Origin of the sequence: Kitasatospora sp. NPDC093550 (assembly GCF_044764985.1) — a bacterium.
Classification (GTDB): Bacteria; Actinomycetota; Actinomycetes; order Streptomycetales; family Streptomycetaceae; genus Kitasatospora.
The window spans coordinates 109,847-125,336 of record NZ_JBIWJF010000023.1 but is presented as its reverse complement, the minus strand read 5'-3'; the positions used below and the strand labels follow the sequence as shown (position 1 = coordinate 125,336).

Below are 15,490 nucleotides of genomic sequence, written 5' to 3'. Positions count from 1 at the left end.
CCACCCGCTACGACAAGACCCGCGAGTCCTACCAGGCCGCCGTCACCATCGCCTCGATCCTCCTCTGGATCTGACCTTTGAAGACGATCTCTAGAACGCCGAGTTGGCGAACCAGTGGTCCAGCAGCTCCTGGTCGCCGGCCGTGGTGATCCCGGCGGCCGTCCGGTCGATCCGGCCGTAGAGGAGGAGCAGCAGCTCGGCGGCGGTGGCGGAGACGGTGGCGTCGGCGGGCGCGGCGCCGGCCTCCAGGCCGAAGCCGTCGGGGCGCAGCCGCACCAGCCAGCTGCCGTCCGCGCCGCCGTCACCGTCGGTGCGGGTGAAGCGGATCGTCCGCTGCTCGCCGCGCAGTTCGGCCGTCCGCGGAGCGAAGGCGGCCGCGTACGGCAGGTTGGTGAGGAACTCGGCCACGCCGTCCGCCGCGAGCGCCGGGTCGATCTCGGCCGCATGGCCCAGTGCGAGGTCGGCGTCGACGCGGTGGACGAGGGTCTCGAAGAGCATCCGGCGCACCCAGAACCGGGCGTGCTGGTCGGCGCCCCAGGCCCACATCGGCTCGTCGAGGTCACCGTCCGCGAAGGTCGCGTCGGCCTCGGCGGCGGCGTCGGCGAGCCAGGCCGGGTAGTCCTCGGCCCGCTCGGGGAGCTTGAGGTCGACCTCCCGGCTGGTGGGCCGCTCCTGGATCCGCTGGCGCAGCAGGACGGTGAACCAGCGCTGGACGCTGCCCGCGTGGCGGACGAGGTCGGCGAGGGTCCAGCCGGGGCAGGTGGGGACCGGGGTGGCCGGGTCGGCGGACCGGACGGCGGCGACGAACCGGTCCGTTTCGGCGGACACCGCGGCGACGTGCTCGTTCGGGGTCATGGACGCGTGCTCCAGGAGGGGGTCGGGAGGGTCGGGACGTAACCGGATGGAACGGAGGGAACCGGAAGAAACCGGACGGAACCTGGGGGAACGGAACCAGGGGGATCCGGCCCGAGGAGTCGGATCAGTCGAGCGGCTTGTCGACGACGGCCTTGGTGTGGCTGAAGGTGTCGATCGAGTACTCGCCGTGGTAGCGGCCCATGCCGCTCTCACCGACGCCGCCGAACGGCAGGTCGGGCATGGCCAGGTGGGAGACCGGCAGGCCGAAGCTGAGCGCGCCGGAGGAGGTCTCCTCGGTCAGGCGCCGCTTGGTGTCCGCGGACTCGGTGAAGGCGTACAGGGCGAGCGGCTTGTCGCGCTCGTTGATGAACGCGATCGCCGCGTCGAGGTCGGGGACGGTGAGGACGGGCAGGATCGGGCCGAAGATCTCGCTCTGCATCACCGGGGCGCTCGCGGGGACGTCGGCGAGGACGGTCGGGGCGAGGTAGCGCGCCCCGCGGTCGTGCTCGCCGCCGATGACGGTGCGCCCGCTGTCGAGCAGCGCGGTGAGCCGGTCGAAGTGCCGCTCGTTGACGATCCGCCCGTAGTCGCCGCTCTCGGCCGGCTTCTCGCCGAACAACTCCCTTACGGCTTCCGCCAGTTCCGCCTCCAGGGCGGCCGCGGTGTCGCCGATGGCGAGGACGTAGTCGGGGGCGACGCAGGTCTGGCCGGCATTGAGGAACTTGCCGCGGGCGATCCGCCGGGCGGTGACGGCGAGATCGGCGCCGGGGTCGACCACGACGGGGCTCTTGCCGCCGAGTTCCAGGGTGACCGGGGTCAGGTGCTTGGCGGCGGCGGTCATGACGATCCGCCCCACCGCGCCGTTGCCGGTGTAGAAGATGTGGTCGAAGCGCTGCTCCAGCAGGGCGGTGGTCTCCGGGACGGCGCCCTCGACGACCGCGACCGCCTCCTCGCCCAGGTACCGCGGCAGCAGCTCGGCGATGGCGGCGGAGGTCGCGGGGGCGAGCTCGCTGGGCTTGACGAGGGCGGTGTTCCCGGCGGCCAGCGCACCGACCAGCGGGGCCAGGGCGAGCTGGAGCGGGTAGTTCCAGGGCGCGATGATCAGCACCACGCCCAGCGGGTCGCGGACCACCCGGGCCGCGGCGGGCCGGAAGAACTCCGGCACGGCGGCCGGCCTCGGCTCCAGCCACTGCGCCAGGTGCGCGACGGTGTGGTCGAGTTCGTTGATCGTGAAGCCGATCTCGGTGCGGTACGCCTCGGCGGCGCTCTTGCCGAGGTCGCTGTGCAGGGCCTGCTGGAACAGCTCGGCCTGCTCGGTGAGCAGGGTGCGCAGGGCGGCCAGCTTGTCCAGGCGCCAGGCGAGCGGCCTGGTCCGGCCGGAGTCGAATGCGGCCCGCAGCCGGGCGACCACTGTGGGGATGCTGTCGTGCATGGGGAGCTCGCGGTCTCTGAGGCGTGGTTTCCGTTTGCCGACATGGACGTTTCACCATGTGAAGCAATGATCCGACGCTAAGGGTGAAAGGTTGAGTTTGTCAATCATCGAGCCTACCGCCGAGCGCCCGTCCGGCCCCGACCCCGGCGAGGTGCCGAGGTCGGGGCCGGAGCCGGAGCCGGAGCCAGGGCCGAGAGCAGCGTCGGGGCCGGGATCAGGACCAGGGCCGGGATCAGGACCGGACGATCAGGGGCAGTACTTCCAGGCGAGGTGGTAGACGGTGTTGATGTTGCCGTCCGTCGAGTCCATGGTCATGAAGCTGGTGGTGTGATTCGGGTCCGAGGTGCCGGCCGAGACCCGCAGTTCGGTGTTGATGTTGAAGTTGCGCTCCTCGCCGCAGGGGGCCCAGACCAGCGCGGCGACGTCGACGGTGTCGTTCGCCTGCCAGCTGTCGTCCTGCGGGCCGTTGAAGCGGTGGGAGGAGTAGGCGGTCTGGGCCTGGCCCTGGAAGTAGTAGTTGGCCCGCTCGATGCCGGTCGCGCCCTTCTCCAGGTGGGCGAAGCCGCGGTAGTCGGCGGAGGCGATCGCGTAGGTGAAGCCCTGGGGGACGTGCACCCGCAGGTCGAGCTGGCAGTTCTTCCGGAAGTCGGTCGGCTTGGACCCCACCCCCACCTGGGCGAGGTAGTTGCTGTAGGTGACGGTGAAGGCGGTGTTGTCCGGGGAGACCGCCACGGCGGCCGTCCCGGCCGGACACCCGGAGCCGTTGACGGTCGCGACGTCGATGACGATCCGGTCGGGCGGGGTGGGCAGCGAGTCGACGCCGAAGGCCGACGGGCCGGACAGCGAGGCGGCGACGGCGGTCGCGGCGGCCAGCACACGGAGCAGCATGGGCTTCCCCTTCGATCGTGCACGGGATCGGGGCGCGGGTCCGGGTGTTGGTCCCGCCCGGCGCCCTGCTTGACATGGATATGTCAGCACACTCGAAGAGCAACGCCTAGGGTCGGGGCGCGGGAAGACGCGCCGATCCCACCCCAGCCGGCCCACGGGTGAACTCCAGCCCCAGGAAGACGAGTTCGCGGGTCGGCGACGGAGGGCGGACAGACCTTCGGGGGCGCCGGGGCGCCCCCGAAGGCCGGCCGGTCCGCTGCATCGGAGCCGGCCGCGGTCCCTGGGTGCTTCTGTGCGATCGGGACGACCCCACAAATCTGCGACCTGTGACGGGCCCGCCACCCCTGTGCGATGCCCCGGCACCGGACAGCGACCGTGCGGAGGCCGGGCCGATCGCCGGTCGCACACCGGGCGACCTCGCCGTTTGCCACGGCCGGCGGCCCGCGTTGTTTCAGGCAAGCCGGACAGGACTGCAAGAAATCCGTTCACGCGGGTCGGGGCGCGGAAAACCCGGACAGCATCGGGAGACGTGGGCGTTCGGATCGATCCCGCGGCCGTGACCTGGGACAACACCGGTCAATCAACTGCCGTTTTTTCAGCCCTTGGTGGCGGTCCCTCAGATCTGGCACCGGCCCGGCTTCGGGTGTTGAACACTGGCACCGTGCCGACCCGGGAGCTGCAATCTCCTTGCTCGGCCGGAGGCCCGGGTGGCCGGAATTCTGTGCGCTGAACGACAAGAGGAAAATTCATATGACCATGCCGCGCAGGCGGCGTGATCAGGCGAGCGCCGGCGCGGTGATCCCCGCGTCGGTCGTGGTCCTGGTCCTGGCCGTGCTGGCTTCGATCGTCATCCTGGCGTTGGCCGGTTTGTCCACGGAGATGATCATCACCATCTCCGGCCTGGCCGTGGGAGCCGCCTCCGAGCTGGTCAGACGGCTGGTCAAGGCCGTCAACGCCGGGCGTCGGCGCGAGTGAGCGTCCCGGATGGTCGGACGGCCGAAGAAGGCAGTGCAGCCGGGCGCACCGGGCGCGGAGCTCGCCCTCTACCTGCGGGAGCTCCGCGAGCACAGCGGCAGGACGTACACGCAGATGCGGGCGGCCGGAGGGCCGTCCGAGTCGACCCTGTCCCGCACCGACACGGGGCGGCTCCAGAAGTGGCCGGCGGTCGAGGCCTACGTCCGGGCCTGCGGAGCCGGTGCCGCCAAGCGGCGCAGGGCCCGCGAGCTGTGGGAGAAGTCGGTGGCCCGCCCCGAGGAGGAACCGGGCGGGAAGGGAACCGCCGGCGGATGGCGGGATCCCCGTGACCTGAGCGAGCTGCACCACCTCGGCGAGGCCATGCGGGCCGCCCGCGCCGCGTGCGGCAGGCCCACCTACCGCGAGCTCGCGCAGCGGGCCGAGGAGGTCGGCCTGCCGCTCTTCCGCAGCACGATGAACGATGCGATGCGCCCCGGCAAGGTGCCGGGACTGCGGGTGTTCTGCGACTTCATGCGGGTGATCGCCACGTACCCGAACGCCCCGGCGGCCGCCCGTGAGAACGCCCTCTGGGCGCAGGCCTGGCAGCGCGTCCAAGCCAGGGTCGAACGGGTCGAAAGGGTCGAAAGGGTCGAACGGCTCGAAAGGGCCGAACCCGTCGAACCGGCTGAACGGACCGGCCGGACCGACCGGCCCGAGCAGGCCGAACCCGCCGCCCGACCGCCCGCACACCCGAGGCCGCCGCTCCGGCCCCTGCCGTCCCCCGGCGCGGCCGCCGCCCCGGGCCCGCCCGACCACGGCGGCGCCGTCCGCAGACGCCGCAAGCAGCGCCTGGTGAAGGCCCCCTGGACGCCGCCCGGCCCGCTCCGGGTGCTGATGGAGACGCTGCACGCCTCCTACCAGGCGGCCGGCGCCCCCTCGCTGGCCGAGATCGTCACCGCCATCAGCTGGGACGACTCGCTCAGCGCGCTCCCCAAACGGGACACCGTCCACCGGGTGCTGCGCTCCGGCCGGCTTCCCACCGATCCCGACCACCCGGTGGCGGTGGCGGTCGCCCTCGCCTACCTGGCCGGCTCCGACACCAGGGCGGCCGCGGCCCGGGTGCGCGCGCTGTGGGCACAGGCCGCGGCAGAGCCGCCGTTCGGCCACGCCATCGGCGACCTGACCGATCCGCTGGCCCTCGGCGTCCACCCGACCTTCGACGTCCCGGACGAGCCCGGCGCCCTGCCGGAGGTCGCCCCGTACATCGAACGCGGGCACGACCGCTTCCTCACCGCCGCCGTGCGGCGCGCGGTCGACGGCACCAGCGGGATCGTCGTCGCCCGCGGCGACGCGGAGACCGGCAAGACCCGCAGCTGCTGGGAGGCCGTCCGGACCCTGCCCGAGGGCTGGCGCCTGTGGTACTCGGCGGATCCCTCGGACACCCGGGGCGTGCTCCACGCGCTGGCGTCGGCGGGCCCCGCCACCGCGGTGTGGCTGGACCGGATCGACCGCTACCTCGACCCCGCCCAGGAGGAGCTCGCCCAGGAGTTCCAGGACTCGATCCGGTCGGTCCTGTCCGACCGCCGGCGGGCCCCGGTCCTGGTGATCGGCACCGTGGCGAGCACGGCGGACGTGCTCCAGCGCCCGACCCGCGGGGTGCGCGACGCCCTCGCCTCCGCCCGGAGGATGATCGACCAGGCCTCCTTCGAGGTCCCGGCCACCTTCACCGCCGAGGAGCGCCGCGCCCTGCAGGAACTCGCGGGCCACGACCTGCGGCTGGCCATGGCCCAGGCGGAAGCCCGGGGCGCGGTCGCGCAGTACCTGACGAACAACCGGGCCGCCCCCGTCCCCCGGAAGACCAACACCTTCCGCGCCGCCGTCGCCGAGGCCGACACCGACACCCTGGTGGTCGGCGCCGCGCTGCTCGAAGCCAGCGGCCGGACCACCGAGGCCGCCACCTGGTACCAGGCCGCGGCCGAGGCCGGCGACACCCAGGCGTTCCAGCCCGCCGCGACCCTCCTGAGCGAGAACGGCTCCCTCTCGGAGGCGATCTCCTGGCTCCGCGAACAGGCCGGGACGGACGACGCCAACGCCGCCCTGGAGGCCGGCCACTGGCTGCGGCAGAAGGGCCGGGACGAGGAGGCCATCACCCTCTACCAGCGGGCCGCCCGGAGCGAGGGCCAGGGGCAGGGACAGGGCCAGGCGGTCCGGTCCGCGGCCTCCCTCCTGCGCCGCAACGGCCGCACGGAGGAGGCCCTCGCGTGGTTGCGCGAACGCGCCGAGCAGGGCGACACCAGCGCCCTGATGGAGCAGGCCAGCCTGCTCTGGAACACCGGCGACCGGGACGCCGCCCTGCGTTGCTACCGGAAGGCCGCGGAGGCGGGCGAGACCACCGCGCTGCTGGAGGCGGGCGAGTACCTGCACACCGCCGACGAGACGGCGCAGGCGATGCGCTGGTACCGGCTCGCGGTCGACGCGGGCAACGACGGCGGTCTGCGCCCGCTGGCCAACCTCCTCCGCGCGGAGGGGCACGACGAGGAGGCCCTGCACTACTACCAGCTGGCCGCGGACCGGCTGTCCGACATGGTCGCCATGCGCCACGCCGCGTCCCTCTACCAGCTCACCCACCGCCCGGAGATGGCCGTGATCTGGTACAAGAAGGCGGCCGCCCTCGGCGACGAGTCGGCCTTCATGCAGATCGCCGCGATCCACCAGCGCGCCCGGGACACCGACACCGCCCTCGCCTGGTACACCAAGGCGGCCGACTGCCGCCAGCGCGACGCCCACCGCGAAGCCGTCTGGATGCTCTGGGACGCCGGCCGCCTGGACGACGCCTTCGCCTGGCTGCACCGGCGCGTCCTGGCCGGGGACCGCAGGGCGGTCCGGGAGACGGCCGACCTGCTGCACGAGACCGGCCGGCTCACGGAGGCCCTCGACTGGTACCGGCGCGCCGCGGGCGAGGGCAGCGTCTACGCCGCCAACCGCGCCACCCAGCTGCGGGAACAGCTCGACAGGCGCAAGCGCCAGGGGCGGTGAGGCCCGACGCGGCCCGCCCGGGGCGGCCCCCGGCCTGGGTGACCCCGCACGAGGCGTCCTTGACGTCCTTGGTGGCCCCGGCCGAGGCGGCCCCGGCCCGGGGACCCCGGCCGGTCGCGGGGGTGTCGGCGGCGGAGGTTAGGGTCCTTGTCCATGGACGAAGACACCACCCGCTGGTACCGCCTCGCCGAGCTCCTCCCGGCCCCGGCCGCCCAGGACGTCAAGGACTGCTGGGACATCGGGGAGCAGGAGAGCGGGCTCGGGATGCTGGTCGAGGGCCTGCTCGCCCGCCAGATCCCGGTCGCCGCGGTGGACCGGGCGCGGATCTCCGTACTCGCCGAGCAGTGGGGCGTCCGCGAACAGCTCGCCCCCGGCCTCGTGCGCTGCCTGGGCGACGGCGGACCCGCCCCGCTGCAGCTGCTCGACGACGGCGACGAGGCCGAGGTGGTGACGGGCTGGCCGGAACCGGAGCTGGCGAAGCTGGTGCTGGTGCCGTGGATCGGCTGCACCCGCTGCGGCCGGATCCTGCTGCGCGCCCACGCCTGGGAGCCCTGGGACGACCTCTCCTTCCTCGCCGAGCACTACGTGGTCAGCACGCCGGACCGCGCCTCGGCGCAGCGGATCTTCCCCTTCGACTCCGTCTCCGAGGCCTTCGCCGAGCTGCTGCACGGCTGCCCGGAGGCCTGACCGGGCGGGCGGACGGCGACCCCCTGCCCCCCGGCCCGCGCCCGCGCCCGTTACCGTTACGGCCCCATCGGGACCGGTGGATCGCCGCGAGACCAGCCGGCCGGCCCCTGACGGACCGGCCCCGGATCACCCGAGAAGGAGACGACGGCGTTGGCCACGAGGACGGTTGCGATCTTCTCCCTGGGCGGCACCATCGCCATGACCACCGATCCGGCCACCGGCGGGGTGGTGCCCGCCCTGTCCGCCCACGAGCTGCTCGCCGCCGTCCCCGCCCTGCGGGACCTCGACGTCGAGCTGCGCGTCCACGACTTCCGGCGGCTGCCCGGCGCCTCCCTCGGCTTCGACGACCTGGACGCCCTCTCGGACGCGCTCGCCGAAGCCTTCCGGACCGGTTGCGACGGCGCGGTGGTCACCCAGGGCACCGACACCATCGAGGAGACCGCCTACCTGCTCGACCTGCGGCACCCCGGCGAGCAGCCGATCGTCGTCACCGGGGCCATGCGCAACCCCACCCTCCCCGGGGCGGACGGCCCGGCGAACGTCCACGCGGCCGTCATCGCCGCCGCGGCACCGGAGTTGACCGGCGCCGGCGCCGTGGTCGTCCTCGGCGACGAGATCCACGCCGCCCGTCACGTCCGCAAGTCCCACAGCACCAGCCCCGCCGCGTTCACCTCGCCGGCCACCGGCCCCCTCGGAGGCCTCTACGAGGGACGCGTCCACCTCCACGGCCCGCTCGCCCCGCGGACCACCTTCGCCGGTCCGTCGACCGGGCGCGCGGCCCGCGTCGGCCTGTACACCGCCACCCTCGGCGACGACGGCACCCTGCTCGCCGCGATGGCGGAGGCCTGCGACGGGCTGGTCATCGCCGCGTTCGGCGTCGGCCACGTCCCCGAGGGCTTCGTCGGGATCCTGGAACGGGCCGCGACGCGGATCCCCGTCGTCCTGGCCGGCCGCATCGGCAACGGGCCCGTCCTGCAAGGGACGTACGGTTTCCCCGGCTCGGAGAGGGACCTGCTGTCCCGCGGACTGATCCGCGCCGGCCACCTCGACGGCTACAAGGCCCGCCTGCTCCTGCACCACCTGCTCGGCCAGGGCCGGAGCACGGCCGAGATCGCCGCCTCCTTCGGCACCGAGGCGCACTGATCGGGCCTCCACCTATGCCGGACGGTACGTCAACTTCGCACGGAACTACACCATTTGAGTGAAAGTTCGTCCACCGAGCGCAGGAGCGGCGGCGGGCCGCCGTACCCTCGGTGGCGATCCGTCCGCAGCCGCAGGAAGCTGCCGGAACTCCCCGATGCGGAAAGGCCGTCGACAGCATGACCCACGCCACGGGCGGGAACGACGCGACCACCGGCGGGCCCTCCCGCCGCGGGCTCCTCAAGCTCGGCCTCGGGGTCACCCTCGGGGCGGGCGCCATCGGTGCCCGCACTCCCGCCGCGATCGCCAACGGGCCGTACGACCCGCCCGGTCCGACCATCGCGGTCAAGCTGAAGAACCTCAGCGGCCCGGTCGAGACCGGGCCGCTCGGCGCACCGTGGACCGACCTCGGCATCCCCGTCCGGTGCCCCGACGGCACCATGCTCTTCGTCTGCGGCGACACCTTCGACGGCGACCGGGTCGGCACCGGCCAGTGGAACGCCCCGGTCGGCCTGCGCTCCGGCAGCGCCGACCTCGACAACCTGCGCATCGACGGCATCGTCCGCGGTGACCACGGCACCAGCCTCGTCGAGGAGCCGCACAACCCGGTCGGCGAAGGCTTCACGACGGCGATCCCGTCCGACGCCTTCGTCGTCGACGGCATGATGTACCTGCACCTGATGCGCGGCGTCATCTACGAGACCCACCACACCGACTTCTGGCGCTCCACCGACAACGGCCGGTCCTGGGAATACCTCTGCCAATGGCCCGGCGACCTGCACGGCGGCCAGTTCCAGCAGAAGTCCTACGCCGTCGCCGACGACGGCTACTGCTACGTCCTGTCCACCGTCTTCAACCGCGAGGTGGAATCGGGCATGCTGCTCCACCGGGTCCGGAAGGAGAGCCTCGGCGAGCCGGCCGCCTACGAGCCGTGGGGCTACGCCGACGGTGCCTGGCGCTGGAACGCCCCCGCCCCGACCACCGTCTTCGGCACCCGCAAGTGGGGCGAGCTCTGCTTCCGCGCCATGGACGGCAAGTACGTCCTCACCTGGCTGAACATGGACCCGCTGTCCATCCGGGCGATGGTCTTCCCGCTCCCGACCTCCGACCTGACGAGGACGCTCGAGCAGGCCATGATCCTCCCCGGCACCCCCGGCCAGGAGGTCGGCAACCTGGTGGCCAGCCCGTACGGCGGCTTCGTCGTGCCCGGCTCGACCTTCGGCAACTTCCACATCGTCGTCAGCCAGTGGTACGACCCGACGAACTACCGGATCATGCAGTACCGGATCGGGCTGCTCTCCTGAGCCCGGGTGTGGACGCCCGGCCGCGGCCGGCCCGGTCAGCGACCGGAGGGAGCCGGCCCGCCCGGGCGGCCGAGCGGCCGGGCGGCCCGGTCAGCCCGCCGGGGTGAGGGTCAGTTTCGGACGCGGCTTGAGGCTGGTCAGGCACAGCAGGTACTTGTCGCTCCCCCGCTTGTACGTGAAGTAGCTGTCGGCGTCGGGGTACTTGCGGCACTCCTTCTCACCGTCGGTGGTGTCGTCGGCCCGGCCGACGACACGGGCGTCCGCCTGCGGGTCGGAGCAGCGGACCACCGTGACGTCCGGGTGGTCGTCGTTCAGACCGGACATCGCCAGCACGCTGCTGTTGTGGATGCAGTCGCCGGCCTTGGCGAACTCGGGGTCGTCCTTCAACAGGACGAAGAGCAGCGTGACGAGGACCGCCGGGATCACCAGGCCGACGATCGTGGGCCGCAGGTAGACCGGCTTGCCGGTGTCCATCGGCGTGCCGGGGGCTCCGGGAACCGGCTCGGACAGCTTGTTGATCTTCAACCGCTGCGGGACGTTGAACAGCATGACGATCGGGTTGACGATCATCGACGGGATGCCCCACCAGCCCTGCCAGAGGGTGTCGGAGGTCATCTCCCGGTGGGTGGCGATGCCGCAGCTGCGGCAGAACGGACCCCGTCGCTTGAGGTAGCGCATCACGACGACGAAGCCCTGGTGCCCGCGGATGGTGGCGTTCACAGCCGGGACGGAGCCGCAGACGGCGCAGGTGAGCTGCCCCTCGCCGTACCCGGGTGCCCCCTGGAGCGGGGCGGCGGAGGCGGTCTCCGCGGGGTCGGTGGTGTCGGGCAGCTCGGCGGACTGAGCAGAAATGGTGAATCCCCCGTGGTGATCAAGAAAGTGTGCCGGGGAAATCTACCGCCCTTCGAACACCAGGAACGGACCATCGGCCCTCCAGGGGCCGGAAGGTCACCGAACCGTGATCACAAACCGGTCGCCCGGGGCGAATTCCCACGCCGTGCGGGGTGCCCCTCGGCGCCCCGGACGCCTACGAGCCGTGGGGCTGGTCGGACGCCCCGCCTACGGCGCCTCCGCCGTGGCCTGGCGCCAGCGGCTGGGCGCCGACCGCCACCACGCGACCGCCACCACGCGACCGCCGGCCCGGCGACCTTCGAGGAACTCGCGGGCCGCTTCGATCTGATCCTCACCACCGTCTCCGCCCCGCTGGACTTCGCCGCCTACTTCTCGCTGCTGCGCACCGACGGGACCATGGTCAACGTCGGACTCCCGGAGGAGCCCGTGCAGTTCACGCTGCAGTCCCTGAACGGCAACCGGCGCAGCATGAGCAGCTCGGGCATCGGCGGCGGCCTCCTCCCCCCGACGTCACCGCGGAGTTCGGGCCGGGCGAGCGGGGAATGAATGGTTGTCATCCATTCCCTCACTCACCCGGGACGACCATGAACACGCTCGTGCGCCGCGCGCTGGCAGCGGGGGCAGCCCTGCTGGCCTGCGTCGCCATGACGGCGGGGACCGGCTCCGCCGCCTCCGCCGTCGCCACTCCGTCCGCCACCACCCCTGTCGCGCTCACCGGGCCCCAGCTGGCGGCCTCCTGGACCGGTCCGCTCAGCACCCGCGGCCGCTACGTGGTCGACGCCACCGGCAGCCGCTTCAAACTGCGGTCCGGCAACTGGGCCGGCGCGCAGGGCACCTGGGAGGGCAGCGGCTCCACCACCGACCCGGCGAACAACCAGGCCGGCCAGGTCTCGTACAACCTGCCGCTCGGCCTGGACCGCGCCCCGATCGCCGACATCCTGGCCGGTTTCCATCGCCTCGGCGTCAACAGCATCAGGCTGCCCTTCGCCAACGCCCTGATCCACGACACCGTGCCCGTCCCGGACGTCGCCGTCGCCGCCAACCCGCAGCTGCGGGGCCGGACCCCGCTGCAGGTGTACGACGCCGTGGTGGCCGCGCTGACCGACGACGGCTTCGCGGTCGTCCTGAACAACCACACCACCGGCTACCGGTTCTGCTGCGGCCTGGACGGCAACGAGCGCTGGAACAGCGGCCAGTCCACCCAGCAGTGGGAGGACGACTGGGTGTTCCTGGTGAACCGCTACCGGGCGAACAAGCGGGTGGTCGGCGCCGACCTGCGCAACGAGGTCCGCCGCGACACCTGGGACGACCCCAACTGGGGCCTGGGCGACGGCCACGACGAGTACGCCGCCTTCGAGGAGGCCGGAAACCGCATCCTCCAGGCCGACCCGGACATGCTCGTCATCATGGAGGGCATCAACTGGTACGGCATCCCGGCCGCGCCGTTCAGCCACGGCCGCCCGATGCTCACCCCGGTCCGCACCCTCTCCCACACCCTGGTCGACTCCGGCAAGCTGGTCTACTCCGCGCACTTCTACGCCTACACCGGCCCGGCCAACACCGGTGCGGCCAGTGGCCCGGGCGCCACCGGCGACCCGCGCTACCAGGACTTCACCCCCGAGCAGCTGGCGCAGGTGGTGGACGACGAGGCCCTGTTCGTCACCCGGTCCGGCCAGCACTTCACCGCCCCGGTGTGGATCAGCGAGTTCGGCGCCGGCGGCCGCGGCGACACCGACGCCAAGGCGCACGCCTGGTTCGACGCCTTCACCGCGATCCTGGCCGCGAACGACACCGACTTCGCCGTCTGGCCCCTGGTCGGCTGGCAGAACGCCGGTGTACCGAACGACAGTTGGGCGCTGCTCTCGTACGACTCGGCCGGCCGGTCACTGAGCCTGGAGGACCCGGGGGACTGGCGCGCCCCGTACTGGAACCGGCTGGTCACCGCCCCTTCCCGCACCGGGACGGTCGCCCCGGTGGACCACTGGAACCTGCTCGACCTCGACCACGCCGACCAGAACGTCTCCCGGCGGATGCTCGCCCTGCCGGACTGGAGCGCCGGCAACCGCAAGGGCGACTGCCCCGACGGCCAACGCCTGACCGGCCTCGGTCGCGGCAGCAGCCGGGGCCTGTGCACCGACGCCGGCCGGCCCGCGACCGGCGGCACCACCACCGCCGACTGGACGACCGTCACCGACGAGCGGTACGTCACCGGCGGCGACTGGGCCTCCGGCTACAACAAACTCCAGTGCCCGGACGGCGGGTTCGCGGTCGGCTACAGCGTGCGGAGCAACGCGATGTCCGCCCTGCTCTGCGCGCCGGCGGCCACCGCGCTGCCGACCGGCGGCCGCACCGTGTGGTTCGACCACGGCGACAACCGGCCCGCGAGCGGCGGCTCGACGGGCAGCGACTGGGCACCCGGCTCCTACAAGGGCCAGTGCGCCGACGACGAGTACCTCGCCGGCGTCGCCTACACGTGGAAGTGGCTGCACTACGGCGTCCCGGACGCCCTGCTCTGCCGCCCGCTGGGCTGACCTAGCATCACACCACCCTCACGATCCCGCTGTTCGGCCGACGCTGGACGGATGCGCTCGGAACGGCCCTCCCGCTGGACGATTGTCAGGTCTGGGACAGCGGCCGGGTGGGCATATCACCGGTATTCGGCGACGGGCCCGGCGGCGACTCCCCCACGAGTCCCACCGGGCCCCAGCCGGCCACCGGGCCTGACCGCGACTCCCCCCACGGAGCAGCGGCCGGGCCCGCATCCTTTGTTCAACCAGCGACACGCAGAGTACATGTCATCTCTACCCAGCGCTACCTCGGAGGGCGGATCGCCTCGCCGCAGCCTGATTCCAGCCACCGGCCGGCCCCCGGGCGCCCGGAGCCTGCACCCCACCCCGCCCCCGGGAACCCAGGGGCGGAATGACGGACTCCCGGGATTCGCCCCCCTCCTCCCGGAGGCAAGAGGGCGGCGTGCCACTCGGGCATGACCACGCCATCGATCGCCGTACGGAGCGGTAGGGTCACCGCATTCACGGCGGCCTGAATATTTCATTCCGGGGTCTGTCCGAAATTCACCCCGGGCCCTAAGCTGCGCCCGTGTCGCTCTTCCGAAGAATCCGCTCCTCCGGCCCCAGCCTGCGCCCCGAACTCGACGACGTCGAACTCGGCCGCGTGCGGCGACAGCTCAAGTCCCCGGGCCTGCCTGGCCAGAATTCCATCCAGGTCGACCAGGTCGAACGGCTGCTGCGGGAGACGGGCACGGACTGGGACCGACGCGGACACCGTTTCGCCGTCCTCGCCGAGGTGGCCGCGCCTTCGTCAGTCGCGCGCACCTGGCGTTTGCGGCGCCCGCAGAATCCGGACGCGCAGATATTCGAGGCATGGGTCGAACTGATCCGCGGCGGGCACGCGGGGCGGATGGAAGATCCCCGGTCGGCGGCCGACAACTGCTACCGCGCGGCCGAGCTCGTGCCCGAGGATCCGACGCCGTGGGTGGTACTCCTCGGAATTCTGCGCCTGATCCGCGCCGAATCGCGCGACACCCTCGCGGTCTGGAACGAGATCACCGCACGCGACCCGTGGAACCGCGAGGCCCACCTGCAGATGCTGCGCTACCTCTCCCCCGAGGAGTGCGGCTCCCGCAGCGCCCAGCTCAACTTCGTGGACACCGTCCGGTCCTTGGTTCCCCCGACCGCGCCGGCCGCCGCCGTGGAGCTCACGGCCCTGGTGGACGAGCACGCCCGCACCACCGCGGGCGGCGGCGTCGAGGCCCTGCTGGTCCGCCGCCAGTGGACGCACGCCCGGGCGGTCAGCGCGCTCGACACCGCCCTGCGCGAGTGGTCCCGGCCCGGCGGACTGGAACACGCGGCGGCCCCCGCCGACCTCAATCTGCTGGCCTTCGCCCTGGTGCAGGCCGGGCGGCCGGGCGAGACCGCCGAGGTGTTCCGCCGGATCGACGGCGCCGTCACCCCCTGGCCGTGGAACCTCCTCGGCGACCCGCTCCAGGAGTTCACCTACTGGCAGTCCCGCGTCGCGGCCTGACCCCCGGCCGAGGTCCGCCCCACCGGCCCGGCGCCGCCGGTCGTAGCCGTCCTCGACCGGCACGTCGCTCGCGGACGCACGCGTCCACAGGGCGATCCCGCCCCCCGACTCCCCCGCCCCCCCGGTGTCATACCCGCCCTGATGCGACGTCCGGTGAGATCACCGGAGACGATCACGGTCCAGGCGCGGGCCTTCCCACAGAGCCGCGCGGAGGGCCGCGGGGATGGCCGCGAGGTGACGGTCGACCGGACCCTGAGCCGCAGGAGCCCCCGCCCGTCATCGAATCCTCATCCGGCCCCGG

General features: G+C 72.8%; 11 protein-coding genes and 1 pseudogene. 8 read left to right on the top strand and 4 right to left on the bottom strand.

Annotation, left to right across the window (positions count from 1 at the left end; translation table 11 throughout):
• Positions 1-90: 90 nt before the first annotated feature.
• The 3 genes from ACIRD3_RS30380 to ACIRD3_RS30370 form a co-directional block, all read right to left on the bottom strand.
• Positions 91-855 (bottom strand): maleylpyruvate isomerase family mycothiol-dependent enzyme, encoded by a 765-nt coding sequence (locus ACIRD3_RS30380; RefSeq protein WP_402223012.1) that lies wholly within the window; start codon positions 853-855, stop codon positions 91-93.
• Between the two features lie 124 nt (positions 856-979).
• A complete protein-coding gene (locus ACIRD3_RS30375) occupies positions 980-2,287 on the bottom strand; it encodes an aldehyde dehydrogenase family protein (protein ID WP_402223010.1) in 1,308 nt (435 codons plus the stop codon).
• 246 nt (positions 2,288-2,533) lie between these two features.
• Positions 2,534-3,175: a DUF4360 domain-containing protein gene (locus tag ACIRD3_RS30370; protein ID WP_402223008.1), complete on the bottom strand. Its 642-nt coding sequence runs from the start codon at positions 3,173-3,175 to the stop codon at positions 2,534-2,536.
• Positions 3,176-3,925: 750 nt separating this feature from the next.
• On the opposite strand from ACIRD3_RS30370, the gene ACIRD3_RS30365 reads away from it, so the two are divergent.
• From ACIRD3_RS30365 to ACIRD3_RS30345, 5 genes are all read left to right on the top strand, one after another.
• Entirely contained in the window at positions 3,926-4,150 is a 225-nt protein-coding gene (locus ACIRD3_RS30365; RefSeq protein ID WP_402223006.1) for a hypothetical protein, read from the top strand.
• Positions 4,151-4,159: 9 nt separating this feature from the next.
• Positions 4,160-7,165, top strand: a complete 3,006-nt coding sequence (locus ACIRD3_RS30360; RefSeq protein WP_402223004.1) for a helix-turn-helix domain-containing protein — start codon at positions 4,160-4,162, stop codon at positions 7,163-7,165.
• 153 nt (positions 7,166-7,318) lie between these two features.
• On the top strand, positions 7,319-7,852 hold the full coding sequence (locus tag ACIRD3_RS30355) for a hypothetical protein (RefSeq protein ID WP_402223002.1): 534 nt from the start codon (positions 7,319-7,321) through the stop codon (positions 7,850-7,852).
• Positions 7,853-8,002: 150 nt separating this feature from the next.
• A complete protein-coding gene (locus ACIRD3_RS30350; RefSeq protein WP_402223000.1) occupies positions 8,003-8,995 on the top strand; it encodes an asparaginase in 993 nt (330 codons plus the stop codon).
• Between the two features lie 176 nt (positions 8,996-9,171).
• A complete protein-coding gene (locus ACIRD3_RS30345) occupies positions 9,172-10,296 on the top strand; it encodes a DUF4185 domain-containing protein (RefSeq protein ID WP_402222998.1) in 1,125 nt (374 codons plus the stop codon).
• A 90-nt stretch (positions 10,297-10,386) separates the two neighbouring features.
• On the opposite strand, the gene ACIRD3_RS30340 is transcribed toward ACIRD3_RS30345, so the two are convergent.
• Positions 10,387-11,016 (bottom strand): hypothetical protein, encoded by a 630-nt coding sequence (locus tag ACIRD3_RS30340; RefSeq protein WP_402222996.1) that lies wholly within the window; start codon positions 11,014-11,016, stop codon positions 10,387-10,389.
• Between the two features lie 396 nt (positions 11,017-11,412).
• Between ACIRD3_RS30340 and ACIRD3_RS30335 the strand changes: the two are divergent.
• From ACIRD3_RS30335 to ACIRD3_RS30325, 3 genes and pseudogenes are all read left to right on the top strand, one after another.
• Positions 11,413-11,640: pseudogene (locus ACIRD3_RS30335) on the top strand (zinc-binding dehydrogenase); the annotation flags it as partial.
• 92 nt (positions 11,641-11,732) lie between these two features.
• Entirely contained in the window at positions 11,733-13,679 is a 1,947-nt protein-coding gene (locus ACIRD3_RS30330; RefSeq protein ID WP_402222995.1) for a glycoside hydrolase family 5 protein, read from the top strand.
• Between the two features lie 565 nt (positions 13,680-14,244).
• Positions 14,245-15,189, top strand: a complete 945-nt coding sequence (locus ACIRD3_RS30325) for a hypothetical protein (protein WP_402222994.1) — start codon at positions 14,245-14,247, stop codon at positions 15,187-15,189.
• Positions 15,190-15,490 lie beyond the last annotated feature (301 nt).